This window comes from Streptomyces sp. NPDC093064, assembly GCF_044754605.1.
Classification (GTDB): domain Bacteria; phylum Actinomycetota; class Actinomycetes; order Streptomycetales; family Streptomycetaceae; genus Streptomyces.
On the sequence record NZ_JBIVPK010000015.1, the window covers coordinates 14,938 to 35,416 of the forward strand.

At 70.8% G+C, this 20,479-nt stretch carries 17 protein-coding genes; 10 read left to right on the forward strand and 7 right to left on the reverse strand.

Annotation, left to right across the window (positions count from 1 at the left end; all coding sequences use genetic code 11):
- Window positions 1–9 precede the first annotated feature (9 nt).
- Window positions 10–1,101, reverse strand: coding sequence for a magnesium and cobalt transport protein CorA (locus ACIQFZ_RS19690; RefSeq protein WP_402691839.1), 1,092 nt, complete (start codon window positions 1,099–1,101; stop codon window positions 10–12).
- 155 nt (window positions 1,102–1,256) lie between these two features.
- Here ACIQFZ_RS19690 and ACIQFZ_RS19695 point away from each other — a divergent pair, with 155 nt between their 5' ends.
- A complete protein-coding gene (locus tag ACIQFZ_RS19695) occupies window positions 1,257–2,159 on the forward strand; it encodes a methyltransferase domain-containing protein (RefSeq protein ID WP_402691783.1) in 903 nt (300 codons plus the stop codon).
- A gap of 25 nt (window positions 2,160–2,184) precedes the next feature.
- Here the strand turns inward: ACIQFZ_RS19695 and ACIQFZ_RS19700 are convergent, their stop codons facing one another.
- On the reverse strand, window positions 2,185–3,141 hold the full coding sequence (locus tag ACIQFZ_RS19700) for a carbohydrate kinase family protein (RefSeq protein WP_402691784.1): 957 nt from the start codon (window positions 3,139–3,141) through the stop codon (window positions 2,185–2,187).
- Complete coding sequence (locus ACIQFZ_RS19705) at window positions 3,138–4,043, reverse strand: pseudouridine-5'-phosphate glycosidase (protein WP_402691785.1); 906 nt, start codon at window positions 4,041–4,043, stop codon at window positions 3,138–3,140. The genes ACIQFZ_RS19700 and ACIQFZ_RS19705 overlap by 4 nt, the downstream gene beginning before the upstream one ends.
- 100 nt (window positions 4,044–4,143) lie before the next feature.
- Between ACIQFZ_RS19705 and ACIQFZ_RS19710 the strand changes: the two genes are divergently transcribed.
- Window positions 4,144–4,590: a VOC family protein gene (locus ACIQFZ_RS19710; RefSeq protein ID WP_365421288.1), complete on the forward strand. Its 447-nt coding sequence runs from the start codon at window positions 4,144–4,146 to the stop codon at window positions 4,588–4,590.
- A gap of 299 nt (window positions 4,591–4,889) precedes the next feature.
- Here the strand turns inward: ACIQFZ_RS19710 and ACIQFZ_RS19715 are convergent, their stop codons facing one another.
- The gene (locus tag ACIQFZ_RS19715; protein WP_365421285.1) at window positions 4,890–5,465 is read right to left on the reverse strand and encodes a methylated-DNA--[protein]-cysteine S-methyltransferase; all 576 of its coding nucleotides are present in this window, start codon (window positions 5,463–5,465) and stop codon (window positions 4,890–4,892) included.
- A gap of 72 nt (window positions 5,466–5,537) precedes the next feature.
- On the reverse strand, window positions 5,538–6,416 hold the full coding sequence (locus tag ACIQFZ_RS19720; protein ID WP_365421282.1) for a glycerophosphodiester phosphodiesterase family protein: 879 nt from the start codon (window positions 6,414–6,416) through the stop codon (window positions 5,538–5,540).
- A 287-nt stretch (window positions 6,417–6,703) separates the two neighbouring features.
- Between ACIQFZ_RS19720 and ACIQFZ_RS19725 the strand changes: the two genes are divergently transcribed.
- From ACIQFZ_RS19725 to aroQ, 7 genes are all read left to right on the forward strand, one after another.
- Window positions 6,704–7,582 carry an MHYT domain-containing protein gene (locus ACIQFZ_RS19725; protein WP_376651403.1) on the forward strand — a complete coding sequence of 293 codons (879 nt, stop codon included), beginning with the start codon at window positions 6,704–6,706 and terminating at the stop codon, window positions 7,580–7,582.
- Between the two features lie 40 nt (window positions 7,583–7,622).
- Window positions 7,623–9,779, forward strand: a complete 2,157-nt coding sequence (gene uvrB, locus ACIQFZ_RS19730) for an excinuclease ABC subunit UvrB (RefSeq protein ID WP_402691786.1) — start codon at window positions 7,623–7,625, stop codon at window positions 9,777–9,779.
- A 132-nt stretch (window positions 9,780–9,911) separates the two neighbouring features.
- Window positions 9,912–10,490, forward strand: a complete 579-nt coding sequence (locus tag ACIQFZ_RS19735; RefSeq protein WP_365423599.1) for a TerD family protein — start codon at window positions 9,912–9,914, stop codon at window positions 10,488–10,490.
- Window positions 10,491–10,570: 80 nt separating this feature from the next.
- Window positions 10,571–12,631 (forward strand): TerD family protein, encoded by a 2,061-nt coding sequence (locus tag ACIQFZ_RS19740; protein WP_402691787.1) that lies wholly within the window; start codon window positions 10,571–10,573, stop codon window positions 12,629–12,631.
- A gap of 210 nt (window positions 12,632–12,841) precedes the next feature.
- The gene (locus tag ACIQFZ_RS19745; protein ID WP_365423605.1) at window positions 12,842–13,861 is read left to right on the forward strand and encodes a TerC/Alx family metal homeostasis membrane protein; all 1,020 of its coding nucleotides are present in this window, start codon (window positions 12,842–12,844) and stop codon (window positions 13,859–13,861) included.
- A gap of 70 nt (window positions 13,862–13,931) precedes the next feature.
- Window positions 13,932–15,032 (forward strand): ionic transporter y4hA, encoded by a 1,101-nt coding sequence (locus ACIQFZ_RS19750; protein WP_365423640.1) that lies wholly within the window; start codon window positions 13,932–13,934, stop codon window positions 15,030–15,032.
- A gap of 81 nt (window positions 15,033–15,113) precedes the next feature.
- The gene (aroQ, locus tag ACIQFZ_RS19755) at window positions 15,114–15,590 is read left to right on the forward strand and encodes a type II 3-dehydroquinate dehydratase (RefSeq protein ID WP_383055940.1); all 477 of its coding nucleotides are present in this window, start codon (window positions 15,114–15,116) and stop codon (window positions 15,588–15,590) included.
- A 230-nt stretch (window positions 15,591–15,820) separates the two neighbouring features.
- Here aroQ and ACIQFZ_RS19760 read toward each other — a convergent pair whose 3' ends face one another.
- Window positions 15,821–16,477 (reverse strand): MBL fold metallo-hydrolase, encoded by a 657-nt coding sequence (locus tag ACIQFZ_RS19760; protein ID WP_402691788.1) that lies wholly within the window; start codon window positions 16,475–16,477, stop codon window positions 15,821–15,823.
- A gap of 48 nt (window positions 16,478–16,525) precedes the next feature.
- Window positions 16,526–17,212 (reverse strand): maleylpyruvate isomerase family mycothiol-dependent enzyme, encoded by a 687-nt coding sequence (locus tag ACIQFZ_RS19765; protein WP_383055936.1) that lies wholly within the window; start codon window positions 17,210–17,212, stop codon window positions 16,526–16,528.
- 234 nt (window positions 17,213–17,446) lie between these two features.
- Between ACIQFZ_RS19765 and uvrA the strand changes: the two genes are divergently transcribed.
- Window positions 17,447–20,470 carry an excinuclease ABC subunit UvrA gene (gene uvrA, locus ACIQFZ_RS19770; RefSeq protein WP_376651399.1) on the forward strand — a complete coding sequence of 1,008 codons (3,024 nt, stop codon included), beginning with the start codon at window positions 17,447–17,449 and terminating at the stop codon, window positions 20,468–20,470.
- Window positions 20,471–20,479: the final 9 nt, after the last annotated feature.

The window sequence follows — 20,479 nt, forward strand, 5'->3', positions numbered from 1 at the left end:
GCCGGCGGCTCAGAGCCAGCCGTTGCGGCGGAAGCCGCGATACAGCGACACGCACACGGCCGATATCAGGCAGATGACCAGCGGATAGCCGTACCGCCAGTGGAGCTCCGGCATCACCTGGAAGTTCATGCCGTACACCCCGCACACCATGGTCGGCACGGCGATCACCGCGGCCCATGCCGTGATCTTGCGCATGTCCTCGTTCTGCGCCACCGTCACCTGCGCGAGGTGGGCCTGGAGAATCGAGTTCAGCAGTTCGTCGAAGGCGGCTATCTGCTCCTTGGCCCGGGTCTGGTGGTCGAGGACGTCCCTGAAGTACGCCTGTATCTCCGCGCCGACCACCTGCATCGGCCGGGCGGAGAGCTCCTCCAGCGGGCGGCCCAGCGGCACGACGGCCCTCTTCAGCTCCAGCAGCTCCCGCTTGAGCTGGTAGATCCGCCCCGGATCGACCCGCGCGCCGTCCTCCGCGAACACCTCGGTCTCCACCTCGTCGATGTCCTCCTGGAACGAGTCGGTGACGCGCAGGTAGTCGTCGACCACATGGTCCGCGATCGCGTGCAGCACCGCCGCCGGCCCCTTGGCGAGCTGCCCCGGATCGGACTCCAGCTCCTCGCGCAGCGGACCGAGCGAGCCGTGCCGGCCGTGCCGCACGGTGATCACGAAGTCCTGCCCGGTGAACACCATGATCTCGCCGGTGCTGACCACCTCGCTGGTCGCCGTCAGCTTCTCGTGCTCGAGGTAGCAGACCGTCTTGAACACCGCGAACAGCGTCTCGCCGTACCGCTCCACCTTCGGGCGCTGATGCGCCTTGACCGTGTCCTCCACCGCCAGCGGGTGCAGGTCGAAGAGGTCCGCGATGCCCGCGAACTCCTCGTCCGTCGGCTCGTGCAGCCCCAGCCAGACGAAACCGGCACGGGCCTTGCGCACCCGCGTCACGGCCTCCACGAGATCGCCGGCCTCCGGGATCCGCTCGCCGTCCTGGTAGGCCACGCAGTTCACCACGGAGGAGCCCAGCGGGGACCGGGCGGGATGGCTCAGGTCGACCCGGCGCCGCCCTCGGGCCAGCCGAGCCACCTTCCGCAGATTCCCCGCCATGGACATCCAGATCTCCTCGCGTGCACCTTTTGCCGCCTGGTCGAGCCAGTCTGCCAGGCTCACGTGAGCGCCGGGTAAGCCTGTGGAAACCGCACATTCCGCTTTGTTCCCGCCTGTGGACGGGCACGGTAGGCGCAGAAGGAGGCTGGGATGATCCCGGTATGACGCACAGCGACGGGCACCCGGACGGGCATTCGGGCGCGCACACCGACCAGGACAAGGGCTGGGACAAGGACGGGGACGAGGGCCGGGACGCGGGGCGGGGCGAGGGCCCGGGTGGAAGCCGATATCTGCTCGAGAACCGGCAGACCGAGGCCGGCGAGCGCTTCGACGCCTTCGCGACCCTCTTCGATCCCACGACGTTCCGCCACTTCGAAGGACTCGGCGTCGGACCAGGATGGCGCTGCTGGGAGGTCGGCGCCGGCGGTACCTCTGTCGTCTCCTGGCTGGCCGAGCGGGTCGGCCCCACCGGCACGGTCGTTGCGACCGACATCGACACGTCACTGGTCGCCGGGGCCGCCCGCCCGCCGGTGGAGGTGAGGGTGCACGACGTGGGCGCCGAGGAGCCGCCGGGGGAGGGCTTCGACCTCGTGCACGCCCGGCTCGTCCTGGTCCACGTGCCGGACCGGGAACGGGCCCTGCGGTCCATGATCAAGGCACTGCGCCCCGGCGGACGGCTGCTGCTGGAGGACGCCGACCCCGCCCTCCAGCCCCTGCTCTGCCCGGACGAGCACGGCCCGGCGGAGGAACTGGCCAACCGGCTGCGCCGCGGCTTCCGCCGCCTGCTGGCCGACCGCGGCGCCGACCTGTCCTACGGCCGCAGGCTCCCGCGCCTGCTGCGCGAGGCCGGCCTGCGTCAGGTGGAGGCCGACGCCTATTTTCCGGTGACCTCCCCGGCCTGCACCGCCCTGGAGTCCGCCACGGTCCGGCAGATCCGCGCCCGCCTCGTCACCGCGGGCCTGGCCACCGACGAGGAGATCGACCAGCACCTGGCCAACGTGGCCTCCGGCACCATGGACCTGACCACAGCGCCGATGATCTCGGCGTGGGGCACCAAGCCGTAGCACCTCGGGGCCACCGACCGGAAGGTCACCGGCTCTCGGAGGCATCGGAATGCCACCGGGCTCTCGGAGGCCTCCCGCCCACCCGCGCCACCGCGAGCGCGCCCGCCGCGCAGCCCCGGGCTGCCGCGGTTTGGGGGTCGGCGCCGGCCAGAAGGGCGGCGAGGAAGGCGCCGGTGAAGGCGTCGCCCGCGCCGGTGGTGTCCCGCGCGGTGGCCGGCACCGCGGGTACGTGGGCGCGGACGGCACCCGCGTGCGCCACCCGTGCCCCGGCGGCGCCCTGCTTCACGACCACCAGCGGGACGTGGCGGCTCAGCTCGGCCGCCGCGTCCGCCGGGTCGGGCAGGCCCGTCAGCAGACAGGCCTCGTCGCGGCTCGGCAGCAGCACGTCCACCCCCTCGATGAGCGAGAGGAACCGGTCCACGCCCAGCGTCACGAGGAACCCGGCCGACGCGGGATCCAGGCTCACCGGCACCCCACGTGCGCGGGCCGCCGCGACGGCGCTCGCCACCAGCGCCCGGCCCGTACCGGAGAACAGCAGGTAGCCCGACAGATGCAGCCTGGCCACCCCATTGAGCAGCGCCTCGGACCAGTCATCTGCCTCAAGGCGCAGCGAAGCCCCGCTGTCCGTGAGGAACGTGCGCTCGGCCGCCGCCGAGGAGTCGACGAGGCAGACCACCGTCCCGGTCAGCGCCTCGGGATCGACGACCAGGTGGGGGCGTACTCCCGAGGCGACCAGCGCCCGTTCGTGCCAGACTGCCGACTCCGCGCCCACCCGCCCCAGCAGCCGGACCTCCCGGCACCCGCTGTGGGCCGCCCAGCAGGCCACGTTGGCCCCCGCCCCGCCGGGCAGCATCCGGACCGCGGCGGAGGTGTCGGTGCCGGTCGCGAGAGGGCCGCGATGCCGTACGACGACATCCGTCACGACGTCCCCGACCACCAGCAGCGCCCCGCCCCCGCCGTCCGTCTCGGCAGGGCCCGTCATGGCAGGGCCCACGCCGCCGCGATCCGCGCCGCCAGCCGTACGTTGCCGCGCACCGCCGCCAGGTTGGCGCGCAGCGAGGCGCCGTCGGTGTGCCGCACCAAGTAGTCGAGCAGGAACGGGGTGACCGCCTGCCCCGTGACACCCTGCTCCGCGCACGCGTGCAGCGCGTCGGCGAGCACACGCGCGTGCAGTTCGGGATCCAACTGCTCCTGCCGCGGCACCGGGTTGGCGACGATCAGCGCCGACTCCGGCGCCCGCAGCGCGTTCTGCGCCCGCATCACCGCGGCCACGTCCTCCGGCGTCCGCAGCGTCCAGTCCACCGGATGACCGGAGTCGGACAGGTAGAACCCGGGGAAGCGGTCCGTGCCGTACCCGGCCACCGCGACCCCCAGCGTCTCCAGCCGCTGCAACGTCGCCGGCACGTCCAGGATCGACTTGACCCCCGCGCACACGACCGTGATCCGCGTGCGCGCCAGCAGCCCGAGGTCGGCGGACTCGTCCTGCGTCACCGTCCACTCCCGGTGCACTCCGCCGAGCCCGCCCGTGGCGAACACGCGGATGCTCGCCAGCGAGGCCAGCAGCGCCGTCGCCGACACCGTGGTCGCCCCGCTCGCCCCCGCGGCCATCGCGAGCGGCAGGTCGCGGTGGCCGAGTTTGCGCATCCCCTCCTCGTTCGCGACCCGCTCCAACTGCCCCTTGTCCAGGCCGACGTGAGGATGGCCGTCCAGCACCGTGATGGTCGCGGGCACGGCACCCTCCTGCCGCACCGCGTCCTCAAGCTCCAGCGCCACCTGGAGATTGCGCGGGCGCGGCAGCCCATGGGCGATGATCGTGGACTCCAGGGCCACCACGGGACGACGCGCTGCCAGCGCCTTCCGCACCTCTTCGGACACCACCAGCACGTGCCTGCCTCCCGTCTGTCGCGCTCTCCCCTCATCTCTGGCGGGTGCCGCACCGGGTCAAACCCTTGCGGCCCGTACCGCACGGCACCAGCCTGGACGCATGACCGACAACACGCCACGCCTCGACCATGTCGTCCTCTGGGTGCGCGACCCGGTCGCCGCGGCAGGCTTCTACGAGCAGGTGGTCGGCCTGGAGCCGGTCAGGGTCGCCGAGTTCGCCGCGGGCGAGGTGTCCTTCCCCTCCGTACGCCTGAACGAGGAGACGATCCTCGACCTCGCCCCGCTCGACATGGCCGAGCGCATGAACATGGTCCCCGGCGCGGCCGGCAGCGCGGGCCACCCCGTGAACCACGTCTGCCTGTCCCTGCCCGCCGACGGCTTCGACGCCCTGCGCGCCCGCCTGGAGGAGCACGCCGTCCCCGTCTCCGGCTTGTCCCACGACTCCTTCGGCGCGCGCGGCAAAGCCAGGCGCAGCTTCTACTTCCGCGACCCGGACGGCAACGTCTTCGAGGCCCGGCACTACGACCAGCACACGCGCGGTGACTAGTGCCCCGACAGACAACGTTCGCCCCGTCGCGACGCCCGGCACACTCCCCCGAGCTCTTCGAGCAGGGGGGACCCCCACTCGCCGCATCGCCCGAAAGCCCAAGTACGTCCAGTACGAGGACTTCCGGTCGGCACTCCCCCGAGCTCTTCGAGCAGGGGGGACCCCCAGAGCACGCACCGGACGCCGCTCCTTCACGGGCAAACGTTGCCTGCCGCGGCACTAGCGCACGCACGGTCCGGCACCACGAGGAGGGCATGCCCGGCCAGGTACTACGAGCAGTGCGCCTCGCGCCCGGCGCCTCAGAACAGCGGCTCGGGCAGCACGCCTTCCAGCGCGAGCAGCCTGCGCTTGGCCTCCAGACCGCCGCCGAAGCCGCCGATGCCCCCGTCGCTCTCGACGACCCGGTGGCACGGCACGACCACCGGCAGCGGATTGGCGCCCATCGCCGCGCCCACCGCCTGGGCGGCACCCGGCTGCCCCACCCGGTCGGCCAGATCGCCGTACCCGACGACCGTGCCGTACGGCACGCCGGACGCCAGTTCGCGCAGCACCTGCCGGTTGAAGCCGGAGATCAGCGACCAGTCCAGCGGTAGCTCGAAGTCCTGCCGCTCGCCCGCGAAGTACGCCCGCACCTGGCGTATCGCCTCAGCGAGCAGCGGGGAGCCGGGCGCCTCGACCGGCTCGGTGCCCAGCCGGGACGCCAGCCGGTCCAGCGCGCGCTCCCGTATCGCGTCGGTGGCATGGAAGACGACGTTGACCAGGCCCTCAGGGGTCGCGGCCAGCAGCAGGGGGCCGATGCCGGTACCGACGACGGCCCACACGACCCGCTGCTCGTCCGGTACGACCCGTTGCTCGTCCTGCTCGTGGCTGTCCATGCGATTACGGTACGGCCCGCCACTGACAACGCCCTCTGACCTGCGCGGCCGATACCAGACGGTCTTGGGCGATCAGACGGTCTTGAGCGCCGCGCGCACCACCTCCGGCTTGTTCGTGATGATGCCGTCCACTCCATAGCCGGCGACGGTCCGGGTGCCGGCGGCGGTGTTCACCGTGTAGGCGAAGATCCCCAGCGGGACGCCGTGCGGTCCCCGGTGCGCGCGGACGGCCGCCGTGTAATGCGCCGACAGCGTGCGGTAGGAGGGGTTGATCAGGTCCACGAAGGCCGCGTACCGGTGCAGGTCCGCCGTGTCCGGGTGGCCGAGGAAAGCGGTGCGGACGGCGGGCTTCAGCGCGTGTACGGTCCGTACGCTGGCGGCGCTGAAGCTCTGCACGATCAGCCGGCTCGCCAGGTGCCGGTGGTCGAGCCAGCCGTCGTTGGCGAGCACCTTGAGGGTCTGTGCCTCGATCCCCGGATACAACTCCGGGTTCTTGATCTCCAGGAGCAGTTTCTCGTGGTTGTGTTCGAGCCGGCGCATGTACTGGTCGAGCGTCGGCACGCGCGTGCCCGCGAACCTGGGGGAGAACCAGCTACCCGCGTCCAGGCGGGCGATCTCGGCGGCGGTGAAGTCCTTCACCTTCCACGGGGCCCGGCCGGGAAAGACCTGCTCGACGTTGGTCGTCCGCTTCAGGGTGGCGTCGTGGATGACCACGAGCTCGCCGTCCCTGGTGCGCTGCACGTCGTTCTCCACCCAGGAGAAGCCCAGCGCCGCCGCCTTGTCGACGGCGGGCAGCGTGTTCTCCGGGGCGTGGGCGGAGGCACCCCGGTGGGCGACGACCACGGGCTGCGGCCGGTGGGCGTCCGCGGCCCGTACAGCCGAGCTGGGCTGGAACAGGGCGACGGCCGCCGCGAGGGCGGTGGTCAGGGCGGCGACTGCGCGCGCGTGCATACGTACTCCTCGCGACGGGTGGTCACAGACAGTGCAAGAGTGACAGCACAGAGTCAACGAGGCGCTCTCGGAAGGGCCACGGGTGGAGTCACGGTCCGCACAGAGTCGACCGCGCCCGCTCACGGGTGCCGCACATCTGCGACGAGGCCGTGCTTCTTTGCCGGAAAGTCGTTCGGCCATTCCGGTGGCAGTCATACTCTCAGCGTCAACCCTGATCGCGTGGCGGTCCTGGGACGGGGGCATTCACGGATTTCCGGGACTTCAAGAGGGCGGAAGGGCAACCGCGCATGCACGGCACCGTCGATGGATTCAGCTACGGGCTCGTCACCCCGCTGGTGGCCTGTCTCATGGCCTGCCTCGGTGGGGCCCTGGGCCTGCGCTGCACCACCCGCGCCCTGCTCGTCGCCCGCTCCTGGCGCCCCGGCTGGCTCGCCCTCGGCTCGGCCGCGATCGGCTCGGGCGTCTGGACGATGCACTTCGTCGCGATGACCGGCTTCACCATCGAAGAGGCGTCGATCGGCTACGACCGGCCGACGACGTACGCGAGCCTGGCCGTCGCCATCGTCATGGCGGGGATCGGGATCTTCATCGTCGGCTACCGGGGCGCGACCGGCTCCGCCCTGTTCACCGGCGGCACGATCACCGGCCTCGGCGTCGCCAGCATGCACTACCTGGGCATGGCCGGGATGCGGCTCGACGGCACGCTCGAGTACAACACCCTCACCGTCGCGGCCTCCGTGGTCATCGCCGTCGTCGCCGCGACCGCGGCCCTCTGGGCGGCCGGGCGCGCGAAAGGGTTCCTCTGGAGCGTCGGTGCCAGCCTCGTCATGGGTCTCGCCGTCGTCGGCATGCACTACACGGGCATGGCCGCCCTCAGCGTCCACCTGCACGAAACGGGCGCCGCCGCCACCGGCGAGTCGTCGGCCGCCCTGCTCACGCCGATGCTGATCGGCCCGCTCCTCTTCCTCCTGCTCACCGGCGCCGTCGTACTGTTCGACCCGCTGATGATCACGGGCAGCTCCGATTGGACTCCCGTCGAGTACAAGCCGGGCGTGCCGGCGCGTGAACTCGTCGCCCATTCCGCCGGCCGCCCCCCGGCCGGCGCCCACCGCGACACCGGCCGCGAGACGGTCCGCGAACGCCCCCGCGCTTCGCAGAACCGCTGATCCGGACCCGTTGTCAGTGGCGGGTCGTACGGTGGATGTCATGCGGCCCGTCTCTCACATCGAACGCACGGTGGCGCCCTTCGAGGTCGTCAGCCCCTACCAGCCCAGCGGCGACCAGCCGCAGGCCATCGCCGAACTCGCCCAGCGCATCGAGGCAGGGGAGCCGGACGTCGTCCTGCTCGGTGCCACCGGCACCGGCAAGTCCGCCACCACGGCGTGGATGATCGAGAAGCTTCAGCGCCCGACCCTCGTCATGGCGCCGAACAAGACGCTCGCCGCCCAGTTGGCCAACGAGTTCCGCGAACTGCTGCCGAACAACGCGGTCGAGTACTTCGTCTCGTACTACGACTACTACCAGCCCGAGGCCTACGTCCCGCAGTCGGACACCTACATCGAGAAGGACTCCTCGATCAACGAGGAGGTCGAGCGCCTGCGCCACTCGGCGACCAACTCGCTGCTCACCCGTCGCGACGTCGTCGTGGTCGCCTCCGTCTCCTGCATCTACGGCCTGGGCACCCCGCAGGAGTACGTGGACCGCATGGTGCCCCTCCGGGTCGGCGACGAGATCGACCGCGACGAGCTGCTGCGCCGCTTCGTGGACATCCAGTACACGCGCAACGACATGGCCTTCACCCGCGGTACCTTCCGGGTGCGCGGCGACACCATCGAGATCTTCCCGGTCTACGAGGAGCTGGCCGTCCGCATCGAGATGTTCGGCGACGAGATCGAGGCGCTGTCGACCCTGCACCCCCTCACCGGCGAGATCATCAGCGACGACCAGCAGCTGTACGTCTTCCCGGCCTCGCACTACATCGCCGGCCCCGAGCGCATGGAGCGGGCGGTCAGGGGCATCGAGAAGGAGCTCGAGGAGCGCCTGTCCGAGCTGGAGAAGCAGGGCAAGCTGCTGGAGGCCCAGCGGCTGCGGATGCGCACGACCTACGACATCGAGATGCTCCGCCAGATCGGCACGTGCTCCGGCGTGGAGAACTACTCGATGCACTTCGACGACCGCGCGCCCGGCACCCCGCCCAACACCCTGCTCGACTACTTCCCGGACGACTTCCTGCTCGTCATCGACGAGTCGCACGTCACCGTGCCCCAGATCGGCGCGATGTACGAGGGCGACGCCTCCCGCAAGCGCACCCTCGTCGAGCACGGCTTCCGGCTGCCGTCCGCCCTGGACAACCGCCCGCTGAAGTGGGAGGAGTTCCAGGAGCGCATCGGACAGACGGTGTACCTGTCGGCGACGCCGGGCACGTACGAGCTGTCCCGCTCGGACGGTCAGGTCGAGCAGATCATCCGCCCCACGGGCCTGGTCGACCCGCAGGTCGTCGTCAAGCCCACCGAGGGCCAGATCGACGACCTGGTGCACGAGATCCGCGGGCGCGTGGAGAAGGACGAGCGCGTCCTGGTCACCACGCTGACCAAGAAGATGGCCGAGGACCTGACGGACTACTTCCTGGAACTCGGCATCCAGGTGCGCTACCTGCACAGCGACGTCGACACCCTGCGCCGGGTCGAGCTGCTGCGCGAGCTGCGCAGCGGAGAGTTCGACGTCCTGGTCGGCATCAACCTGCTGCGTGAGGGCCTCGACCTGCCCGAGGTGTCGCTGGTGGCGATCCTCGACGCCGACAAGGAGGGCTTCCTGCGCTCGGGCACCTCGCTGATCCAGACCATCGGCCGCGCGGCGCGCAACGTCTCCGGTCAGGTCCACATGTACGCCGACAAGATCACCCCGGCGATGGAGAAGGCCATCGAGGAGACCAACCGCCGCCGGGAGAAGCAGGTCGCGTACAACAAGGCGAACGGCATCGACCCGCAGCCGCTGCGCAAGAAGATCAACGACATCGTCGCGCGGATCGCCCGCGAGGAGGTCGATACCGAGCAGCTGCTCGGCACCGGGTACCGCAAGGGGAAGGACGGCAAGGGCGCGAAGACCCCCGTGCCGTCCCGCGGCGAGAACGGCGCCAAGGCCGCCGGTGCCGCCAAGCCGGTCAAATCCGCCAAGGGCAAGGCGAAGGAGACGGTGCCCACCGACCGTCCCGCCGCCGAACTCGCCGAGCAGATCGAGGAGATGACGGAGCGGATGCGCGCCGCCGCCGCCGACCTCCAGTTCGAGGTCGCGGCCCGGTTGCGCGACGAGGTCGCGGAGATGAAGAAGGAACTGCGCCAGATGCGCGAGGCGGGGCTGTCCTGACCGACTGCGCTGTGTTGCAAGACCGACACAAAGTGCGGACCCGTATGCGGCGCTGCCACTGCCTCTGCGTAGGGTTCGTGGCAGCCGCGGAACCGGCGGCGACAGGGGTGTAGCTCGAGAGGGGAATCAGCCGTGACCGTCAACTTGACCAAGGGTCAGGCCATCAGTCTGCAGAAGAACGACGGAGGCAGCCTGACCGCGGTCCGTATGGGTCTCGGCTGGCAGGCGGCTCCGCGCCGGGGCCTGTTCGGCTCGCGCACGCGCGAGATCGACCTCGACGCCTCCGCCGTGCTCTTCGCCGAGAAGCAGCCGGTCGACGTCGTCTTCTTCCGCCACCTGGTGAGCGACGACGGCTCCGTGCGCCACACCGGCGACAACCTGGTCGGTGGCGCGGGCCAGGGCGGCGACGACGAGTCGATCCTCGTCGACCTCCAGCGCGTCCCGGTCCACATCGACCAGATCATCTTCACCGTGAACTCCTTCACGGGCCAGACCTTCCAGGAGGTGCAGAACGCGTTCTGCCGCCTGGTCGACGAGACCAACGGCCAGGAGCTCGCCCGCTACACCCTGGCCGGTGGTGGCAACTACACCGCCCAGATCATGGCGAAGGTGCACCGCGTGAACGGCGCCTGGACGATGACGGCTCTCGGCGTCCCCGCCAACGGCCGCACCTTCCAGGACCTGATGCCGACGATCCTGCCGCACCTGTAGAACGGTCCGAGCGGTTCGGGCTGTCCGGACGGTCCGGCGAGCGGCGCACGACAGCACATGACACCAGGGGGACGAAGGCGATGACGGCCGAGCTGGTGCGGGGGCAGAACCACCCGCTCTCCGAGGTCCGCCTGGAGATCCGGATCTCGGCCGGCCGTCCCGTCGTGGCGGTGGCCACGCTCAGCGACGACAGCGGCAGGGCGCGGGGTGCCGAGTGGGTGGTGCACCCCGGCGCCCCCGTCCTGCCCGGTCTGGAGGTCTCGCGCCAGGCCGCCGCCGACCACCGGCTCGCCGTCGACCTGGGTGCCATACCCGAGGTGGTGCACCGCGTCGACGTGCTGCTGGCCCTGCCCGCCGCGGGTGGGGGCCCGACCCGGTTCGGCGCGGTCGCCGCCCCCTTCGTCGCGGTCACCGGCCTGGACGGCACCGAACTCGCCAGCTACACGATCACTGGTCTGGACGCCGAGTCCGCCGTGATCGCGGTGGAGCTGTACCGCCGCCAGGGCGCCTGGAAAGTGCGCGCCGTCGGCCAGGGCTACGCGGGCGGCCTCACCGAACTTCTCACCGACCTGGGGCTGAACCAGGCCGCTGAACTGGCCGGCGCCGCCGAGGAGGCGGTGGCCGAGGGACTGGCCCGCTCGGTGGCGGTACCCCCGCCCCGCACAACGGATGACGCCCGTTCCCACCAGGCCTCCGCGCCCGCCCCGCCGAACCCGGCTGCTTCCGTTTCCGCGCACGAGGGTTCCTCCAATGAGGGTTCTTCCCACGAGGGACAGGTCTCCGGGACTGCCGCACCTTCGGCTCCGCAGCCCACGGGTCCGGGGGGATCCGGAGGCGGGACCCCCGCGGCCGGACCATCGACGTCGGTGCCCGCGGGCGGAACCATCGACTACCGGCACCCGCGGCGACAGCCCGCGCCCCTGCCCCGACAGCCTTCGGCCCCGTCCGGACAGCCGGCGCCGCCGCCGGCCGCACCGGCCGCGAGTCCCGGCCATGACGCGCAGCCCGCGCGGCCCGTCGCGGGGGACGCGACCGGGTGGTCGATGGAGGAGCGGCTCTACAACCAGGTCTGGGGGATGTTCGAGGACCTGGCCCGCACCACGGCCGCCTACCGCAGCGCCGTCGACTTCGCCGAGTCGCGCATGGAGAAGGAGCTGGACCAGGTCCTGTCCGACCCGCGCAGCCGCATCGGCGGTCAGGGCGATGCCGCCCGGGAGGCGGCCCGTGCCAAGCACGCGCAGCTCGTCGACCAGGCCAGAGCGGCGCTCGACAGAGACCTGGCCCAGCTCACCGACGAGTCCGAGGTCGTCGAGCCGGCCCTGCCGGCGGCGTACGCCCGCTGGGACAACCCGGTCTGGCACGGCTACCGCGTGCCGATGGAGATCCCCATGGCGGTACGCCTCGGCGATCTCCATCTGCCCGAGGACCCGTCCTTGCGCATCCCCATGCTGATCCGGCTGCCGCTGGAGCGCGGCCTGTGGATCGACAGCGGCCGCTGGGCGTCCCCCGCCGAATCCTTCGCGGACGCAGGCGAACGGCGCCGCCTGGCGATGGAGGCGGCCGTGGCGCACGCGGCCCGGCTGATCGCCGTCTACCCGGCGGGCGAGTTCGGCGTCCATGTCATCGACCCGGCCGGATCCGGAGCGCAGGCACTCGCGCCCCTGGTGCGCACGGGTGTGCTCGCGGGACCGCCCGCGGCCGGCGCCGCCGGGGTCGCGGACGTCCTGAGCCGGCTCACCCAGCGGGTCGACCTGGTGCAGATGGCCGTGCGCGGGGGCGCGCCGGACGCGCTGCCGCCCGGCTTCGACGCCGCCGAACAGCTCCTGATCGTCAACGACTTCCCGCACGGATTCGACGACCGCGCCGTGACCCAGCTGCGCTACCTCGCCGACGAGGGCCCGGCCGTGGGCGTCCACCTGATGATGGTCGCCGACCGCGAGGACGCCGCCGCCTACGGCCCGTTGCTCGACCCGCTGTGGCGTTCGCTGATGCGACTGACCCCGGTGCCCGACGACCACCTCGCCGACCCCTGGGTCGGACACGCCTGGATGTACGAGCCGCCGGTGGTGCCGCCGGGCAGCCAGGTGCTCCAGTTGGTGCTCACCGAGGTCGCGACGGCCCGTCGCGACTGGAACCGCTGAGCCGCCGCGACTGAACCCCGAGTCGTCACGACTGGACCGCTGAGCCGCCGCGACTGAACCCCGAGTCGTCACGACTGGACCGCTGAGCCCGGGTACACGCCCCGCATCGCCCCTTCCCGAGGAATCGTAAACTCCTCTGACCTGCGATTTTGATCTTTTCTTTGCCTTACCCTTTACCATCCCTTGGTGATTCGGGTACCGTTTTGTCCTGTGAATGTCTCGTTGTCCCTGTGGGTCCTGACCATCATCGGCCTGGCCGCCCTGATCGCCGTCGACTTCTTCATCGGCCGCAAACCTCATGACGTGTCGATCAAGGAAGCCGGGATCTGGACGGCAGTCTGGGTCGTCCTGGCCGGTCTCTTCGGGCTCGGTCTGCTCGTCTTCGGCGGCGGCCGGCCGGCCGGTGAGTTCTTCGCCGGCTTCATCACCGAGAAGTCGCTGAGCGTCGACAATCTCTTCGTCTTCGTCCTGATCATGGCCAAGTTCGCTGTGCCGTCGCAGTACCAGCGGCGGGTGCTGATGATCGGCGTCCTCATAGCCCTGGTGCTGCGGGCCGGCTTCATCGCCGCCGGAGCCGCGATCATCGCGAGCTTCTCGTGGGTGTTCTTCCTCTTCGGCGCCTTCCTGATCTGGACCGCCTGGAAGCTCGTCCAGGAGGCCCGCTCCGGCGGGGACGAGGAGGAGGATTTCGAGGAGAACAAGCTGCTCAAGGCCGTCGAGCGCCGTTTCGGCGTGGCCGACCGCTATCACGGCACCCGGCTGTGGATCCGGCAGAACGGCAAGCGGGTGATGACGCCGATGCTGGTCGTGATGCTCGCGATCGGCACCACCGACATCCTGTTCGCCCTCGACTCGATCCCCGCGATCTTCGGCCTCACCCAGGACCCGTACATCGTCTTCACCGCCAACGCCTTCGCGCTGATGGGCCTCCGGCAGCTGTACTTCCTGATAGGCGGCCTGCTCAAGAAGCTGGTCCACCTGTCCTACGGCCTGTCGGTGATCCTCGGCTTCATCGGCGTCAAGCTGGTACTGCACGCGCTGCACGAGTCCGGCGTGCACGTCCCCGTGATCAGCATCCCGGTCTCCCTCGGCGTGATCTGCGCGGTTCTGGCCGTCACCACCGTCACCAGTCTGCTGGCCGCCCGGAAGCAGGCCGCGGAGGAGGTGCGGGAGACGGAGGCACGGGAGGAAGGCCACGAGGACGCGGCGAAGGACCGGGTCGATGCGTGAGTGCGAGCGGGAGCGCACCCGGCCCCTGATCGCGCATGCGAACGCTCTGGGACTCTGCGACGATCGCAGCATGATCACGCGGCTCAGGGGACTCTTGACGGCGTGGACGATCATCGTGCCGGTCCTCGCGGTCGTCCTGCTGATCCTCACCTGGGGGCGGTCCCTGCCCGGCGCGGTCGTCGGCGTGGCCACCCTGGTCCTCGCGGGCTCGGTCCTGGCCGCGGTGCACCACGCGGAGGTGGTCGCCCACCGGGTCGGCGAACCCTTCGGCTCCCTGGTCCTCGCGATCGCCGTCACCGTCATCGAGGTCGCGCTCATCGTGACCTTGATGGCAGACGGCGGCGACAAGTCCTCGACGCTCGCCAGGGACACGGTGTTCGCGGCCGTGATGATCACCTGCAACGGCGTGGTCGGACTGAGCCTGCTGGTCGGCTCCCTGCGCCATGGCACGGCCGTCTTCAACGCCGAAGGCACCGGCGCCGCGCTCGCCACCGTGGCGACCCTGGCCACACTCAGCCTGGTGCTCCCGACGTTCACCACCACCCAGCCGGGACCGCAGTTCTCGGGAGTCCAGCTCACCTTCGCCGCGATCTCCTCGCTCGTCCTGTACGGCCTGTTCGTGACCACCCAGACCGTGCGGCACCGCGACTACTTCCTGCCGATCACCCGGCAGGGCGAGGTGATCACTTCCGAGGACCACGCGGCGGCACCGTCCGCCCGCACCGCCTGGATCAGCCTGGGACTGCTGGGCCTGGCCCTGGTCGGCGTGGTCGGGCTGGCCAAGGGCGTGTCGCCCACCGTCGAGTCCGCGGTGGAGTCGGCCGGTCTGCACCACGCGGTCGTCGGCGTGATCATCGCCCTGCTCGTGCTCCTGCCCGAGACCATCGCCGCGCTGCGCTCCGCCCGGCGCGACCGGGTGCAGACCAGCCTCAACCTCGCGCTGGGATCCGCGATGGCCAGCATCGGCCTGACCATCCCGGCCGTCGCGCTGGCGTCGCTGTGGCTGTCCGGGCCGCTCGTCCTCGGCCTCGGCTCCACCCACATGCTGATGCTCCTGCTCACCGTGGTGGTCAGTTCGCTGACCGTGGTGCCGGGACGGGCCACGCCGCTCCAGGGCGGTGTCCACCTGGTGATCTTCGCGGCCTACCTGGAGCTGGCGATCAACCCCTAGGCGCACCGCCGTGCCGTGATAGACCGGGTCCGAGCGGCGGTCGCCCATCGGCCGCCGCAGGACGAACGGACCGGAGGAACCGTGCCCCGCACCCTGGCCAACGCCCCGATCATGATTCTCAACGGCCCCAACCTGAACCTGCTCGGGCAGCGGCAGCCGGAGATCTACGGCTCCGACACCCTCGCGGACGTCGAGGCGCTGTGCGCCAAGGCAGCCGCCGCGCATGGCGGCACGGTCGACTTCCGCCAGTCCAACCACGAGGGCGAGCTGGTCGACTGGATCCACGAGGCCCGGCTGAACCACTGCGGAATCGTCATCAACCCGGCCGCCTACTCGCACACCTCCGTCGCCATCCTCGACGCGCTCAACACCTGCGACGGGCTGCCGGTGGTGGAGGTGCACATCTCCAACATCCATCAGCGCGAGCAGTTCCGGCACCACTCCTATGTCTCCCTGCGCGCCGACGGCGTCATCGCGGGGTGCGGAGTGCAGGGCTATGCGTTCGCGGTGGAGCGGGTCGCGGCACTGGCCGGCGCACAGCGGGTGGCAGACGCGTAGCCGCCCGCCGCCGGGGCCGCCGGCCGAGGGCGGGACAGAGGTCCGGCGGCCCGTACCGCGCGGGAGCCGTCCTCCCGCGCGGGGCTGGCTCCAGTCGACTGCGCGACGACGCGGAGGGGGAGCGGGTGCGCGCCGCCGGTGTGTGCGCGGGGTTCACACGGGGTGCGCGGGGCGCTCGTCCCGGGAGCGGCGGGCGGCCGTACGCCGCCCGCTCGCCACCTGCCGCCCGTTCACCAGCCGCGCGCGTGCCACTCCGGCAGATGCGGGCGCTCGGCGCCCAGCGTGGTGTCGTTGCCGTGGCCCGGGTAGACCCAGGTCTCGTCCGGGAGAGCGTCGAAGATCTTCGTCTCCACGTCGTGGATCAGGCTGGCGAACGCCTTCGGGTTCTTGTGGGTGTTGCCGACCCCGCCGGGGAAGAGGCAGTCGCCCGTGAACACGTGGGGATGCCCGTGCGGGTCGTCGTAGACCAGCGCGATCGAGCCGGGGGTGTGGCCGACGAGGTGGCGGGCGGTGAGTTCCACCTGCCCCACGCGTACGGTGTCCCCGTCGCCCACGAGGACGTCGGTCGGCACCGGGATGCCCTCGGCGTCGTCCCGTCCCGCGTACGTACGCGCGCGCGTGGCCGCGACGACCTCCGCCAGCGCCTGCCAGTGGTCGGCGTGCCGGTGGGTGGTGACGACGGAGGCGATGCCGTCGTCACCGATCATGCCGAGCAGCGTGTACGCGTCGTTCGCCGCGTCGATCAGCAGTTGCTCGTCCGTGGCCCGGCAGCGCAGCAGATAGGCGTTGTTGTCCATCGGGCCGACCGCGATCTTGGTGATCATCAGGTCCTTCAGCTCGTGCACGTCCGCCGGGCCGCCGACCTTCACCTCTCCGCTGTACGTCATGGCCGTCAGCCTATAGCGGGGGCGGCCGCCCGGGGACCGCGCACGCGGCTACAGCGGCGGCAGCGCCGGGAGCGCGCCACCCGCCACCGCCAGGGCGGATCCGTCGCGGCGCCCCGCGAGCCAGCCGAGGAGGTCCGCCCGGCCCCCCGTGACGGTGACCGCGGGCTCGTCCGCCTCCCGGCCGGTGTCCCACGCGTGCGTGCCGTCCGTCAGCCGGGCCGGCGGCACGTCAGGGTGCCCGGAGAACCGCTGGGCCAGGAACTCGATCTCCCGCTCGACGAACTCTGCCGGCAGGTCCTCGAGCTCGTGGCCGATGCCGAGGTCCACGTGGTGCAGTTCGACCTCCACCCAGCGCCGGAAGGGCACCCGGGACGCGGAGTCGGTGACGCCGTTGCGCAGCTCCACGGTCCGCGACCAGTCCGCGGGTTCGGCCGCCGTCCGCTGGAAGCGGGCCGCGGTGTCGCGCACGTCGGTGAGCTGGACGTCGAGGGGGCGCGGGGCGTCCCGCTCGATGTCGGCGTCCCGGGCCTCGGCGGACGCGTACATGGGACGGCCCTCGAAGACGTTCACCAACGCGTCCGCGTTGCGGGCGAGGTGGGCCAGGATGTGGCCCCGGGTCCAGCCCGGCAGACGTGACTGGTCGGTCACAGCCGCGTTGTCCATCTTGCCGACAGCGGTCAGCAGTCGTTCGGTTGCGTCCTGCACAGACGCCAGGTCGCGCGCGTGATCCATCATGACGCCGACCCTAGCCCCGCCACACCTTCGGGTGAAGGCGGTGAAGGACGGCCGTAAATCGAATGTACGTGCTATAAGGTCGGGGGTGGCATCGGGCATGCTGGAGAGCCGGGGATTGTTGTGTATCCGGGTGCATCCGGGAATCCCGCCCGGCGTTGTCAGTGGCTCCCCCTAGTCTGAGAAAGCACGGGGGCCCCGCCCCTGTCACTTCTCTCAAGAAAGGTGCGGACCGGCGTGGCCGACCGTCTCATCGTCCGTGGCGCGCGCGAGCACAACCTGAAGAACGTCTCGCTCGACCTGCCTCGGGACTCGCTCATCGTCTTCACGGGCCTGTCCGGGTCGGGCAAGTCCTCCCTGGCCTTCGACACCATCTTCGCCGAGGGCCAGCGGCGCTACGTGGAGTCGCTCTCCTCGTACGCCCGCCAGTTCCTCGGCCAGATGGACAAGCCGGACGTCGACTTCATCGAGGGCCTCTCCCCGGCGGTCTCCATCGACCAGAAGTCGACCTCGCGCAACCCGCGCTCGACGGTCGGCACCATCACCGAGGTCTACGACTACCTGCGCCTGCTCTTCGCCCGCATCGGCAAGCCGCACTGCCCCGAGTGCGGCCGCCCGATCTCACGGCAGTCGCCGCAGGCCATCGTCGACAGGGTGCTCGAGCTGCCGGAGGGGAGCCGCTTCCAGGTGCTCTCGCCGCTGGTGCGCGAGCGCAAGGGCGAGTTCGTCGACCTCTTCGCCGACCTCCAGACCAAGGGCTACTCCCGGGCGCGCGTGGACGGCGAGACCATCCAGCTCTCCCACCCGCCCACGCTGAAGAAGCAGGAGAAGCACACCATCGAGGTGGTCGTCGACCGCCTCACGGTCAAGGACTCCGCCAAGCGCCGCCTCACCGACTCCGTCGAGACCGCGCTCGGCCTGTCCGGCGGCATGGTCGTGCTCGACTTCGTCGACCTGCCCGAGGACGACCCCGAGCGCGAGCGGATGTACTCGGAGCACCTGTACTGCCCGTACGACGACCTGTCCTTCGAGGAGATGGAGCCCCGTTCCTTCTCCTTCAACTCGCCCTTCGGCGCCTGCCCCGAGTGCACCGGCATCGGCACACGCATGGAGGTCGACCCGGAGCTGATCGTCCCGGACGAGGAGAAGACCCTCGACGAAGGCGCCATCCACCCCTGGTCGCACGGGCACACCAAGGACTACTTCGGACGGCTGGTCGACGCCCTCGCCGACGCCCTCGGCTTCCGCACCGACATCCCCTTCGCGGGCCTGCCGCAGCGCGCCAAGAAGGCCCTGCTCTACGGCCACAGGACGCAGATCGAGGTCCGCTACCGCAACCGGTACGGACGCGAGCGCGTCTACACCACGCCCTTCGAGGGCGCCGTGCCGTTCGTCAAGCGCCGGCACAGCGAGGCCGAGAGCGACGCCAGCCGCGAGCGCTTCGAGGGGTACATGCGCGAGGTGCCCTGCCCCACCTGTGAGGGCACGCGCCTGAAGCCGGTCGTCCTCGCGGTCACGCTCATGGACAAGTCGATCGCCGAGATCTCCGCGATGTCCATCAGTGACTGCGCGGACTTCCTGCGCGGGCTGAAGCTGGACGCCCGTGACAAGAAGATCGCCGAGCGCGTCCTCAAGGAGGTCAACGAGCGGCTGCGGTTCCTGGTCGACGTCGGCCTCGACTACCTCTCGCTGAACCGCGCGGCCGGCACGCTCTCCGGCGGCGAGGCCCAGCGCATCCGTCTGGCCACCCAGATCGGCTCCGGCCTGGTCGGCGTCCTGTACGTCCTGGACGAGCCGTCCATCGGCCTGCACCAGCGCGACAACCACCGGCTGATCGAGACCCTGGTCCGGCTGCGCGACATGGGCAACACGCTCATCGTCGTCGAGCACGACGAGGACACCATCAAGACCGCCGACTGGATCGTCGACATCGGCCCCGGCGCGGGTGAGCACGGCGGCAAGGTCGTGCACAGCGGCTCCCTGAAGGAACTGCTCGCCAACGCCGAGTCGCAGACCGGGCAGTACCTGGCCGGTAAGAAGGCGATCCCGCTGCCCGACATCCGGCGCCCACTCGATCCGTCCCGGCAGCTCACCGTGCACGGCGCCCGGGAGAACAACCTGAAGGACATCGACGTGTCCTTCCCGCTCGGCCTGTTCACGGCGGTCACCGGTGTCTCCGGCTCGGGCAAGTCGACGCTGGTCAACGACATCCTGTACACCCACCTGGCCCGCGAGCTGAACGGCGCCCGCAATGTGCCCGGCCGGCACACGCGCGTGGACGGCGACGACCTCGTGGACAAGGTGGTGCACGTCGACCAGTCGCCCATCGGCCGCACCCCGCGGTCCAACCCGGCGACGTACACCGGCGTCTTCGACCACGTCCGCAAGCTGTTCGCCGAGACCACCGAGGCGAAGGTCCGGGGCTACCAGCCGGGCCGCTTCTCCTTCAACGTCAAGGGCGGGCGCTGCGAGAACTGCGCGGGCGACGGCACCATCAAGATCGAGATGAACTTCCTGCCGGACGTCTACGTCCCCTGCGAGGTCTGCCACGGCGCCCGCTACAACCGGGAGACCCTGGAAGTCCACTACAAGGGCAAGTCCATCGCCGACGTGCTCAACATGCCGATCGAGGAGGCGACCGAGTTCTTCGAGGCGGTCCCGGCGATCGCCCGCCACCTCAATACCCTCAAGGACGTCGGCCTCGGCTACGTTCGGCTGGGACAGTCCGCGACCACCCTGTCCGGCGGTGAGGCACAACGCGTGAAGCTCGCCAGCGAGCTGCAGCGCCGCTCCACCGGACGCACGGTCTACGTCCTGGACGAGCCCACCACCGGTCTGCACTTCGAGGACATCAGCAAGCTGCTGAAGGTGCTGTCCGGACTGGTCGAGAAGGGCAACACGGTCATCGTCATCGAGCACAACCTCGATGTGATCAAGACCGCCGACTGGGTCGTCGACATGGGCCCCGAGGGCGGCGCAGGCGGCGGCCTGGTCATCGCCGAGGGCACGCCCGAGGAGGTCGCCGGCGTCCCGGCCAGCCACACCGGGAAGTTCCTGCGCGAGATCCTTCAGCCGGACCGGATCAGCGACGCCGCCTCCTCGGCCAAGGCCCCGCGCGGGACCGCCGCCAAGAAGGCCGTCGCGGCCGCGTCGACGACCCGCAAGACGGCCACGGCCAGGACGACGACCAAGGCCGCCAACAGCACGGCGAGCAAGAAGGCGACGCCCGCGAAGAAGACGACGCGGGCCCGCAAGGCCTGAGACACCGTC

Bases quoted from the DNA above. Each gene is read 5' to 3' on its own strand.
- ACIQFZ_RS19715 (WP_365421285.1), bottom strand. From the start codon at position 5,465: ATGGACAGCCACGAGCAGGACGAGCAACGGGTCGTACCGGACGAGCAG.
- uvrB (WP_402691786.1), top strand. From the start codon at position 7,623: ATGCGGCCCGTCTCTCACATCGAACGCACGGTGGCGCCCTTCGAGGTC.
- ACIQFZ_RS19760 (WP_402691788.1), bottom strand. From the start codon at position 16,477: ATGACGTACAGCGGAGAGGTGAAGGTCGGCGGCCCGGCGGACGTGCAC.
- ACIQFZ_RS19750 (WP_365423640.1), top strand. From the start codon at position 13,932: ATGATCACGCGGCTCAGGGGACTCTTGACGGCGTGGACGATCATCGTG.
- ACIQFZ_RS19700 (WP_402691784.1), bottom strand. From the start codon at position 3,141: ATGACGGGCCCTGCCGAGACGGACGGCGGGGGCGGGGCGCTGCTGGTG.
- ACIQFZ_RS19740 (WP_402691787.1), top strand. From the start codon at position 10,571: ATGACGGCCGAGCTGGTGCGGGGGCAGAACCACCCGCTCTCCGAGGTC.
- ACIQFZ_RS19725 (WP_376651403.1), top strand. From the start codon at position 6,704: ATGCACGGCACCGTCGATGGATTCAGCTACGGGCTCGTCACCCCGCTG.
- ACIQFZ_RS19710 (WP_365421288.1), top strand. From the start codon at position 4,144: ATGACCGACAACACGCCACGCCTCGACCATGTCGTCCTCTGGGTGCGC.
- ACIQFZ_RS19720 (WP_365421282.1), bottom strand. From the start codon at position 6,416: ATGCACGCGCGCGCAGTCGCCGCCCTGACCACCGCCCTCGCGGCGGCC.
- ACIQFZ_RS19695 (WP_402691783.1), top strand. From the start codon at position 1,257: ATGACGCACAGCGACGGGCACCCGGACGGGCATTCGGGCGCGCACACC.
- ACIQFZ_RS19690 (WP_402691839.1), bottom strand. From the start codon at position 1,101: ATGTCCATGGCGGGGAATCTGCGGAAGGTGGCTCGGCTGGCCCGAGGG.
- ACIQFZ_RS19765 (WP_383055936.1), bottom strand. From the start codon at position 17,212: ATGATGGATCACGCGCGCGACCTGGCGTCTGTGCAGGACGCAACCGAA.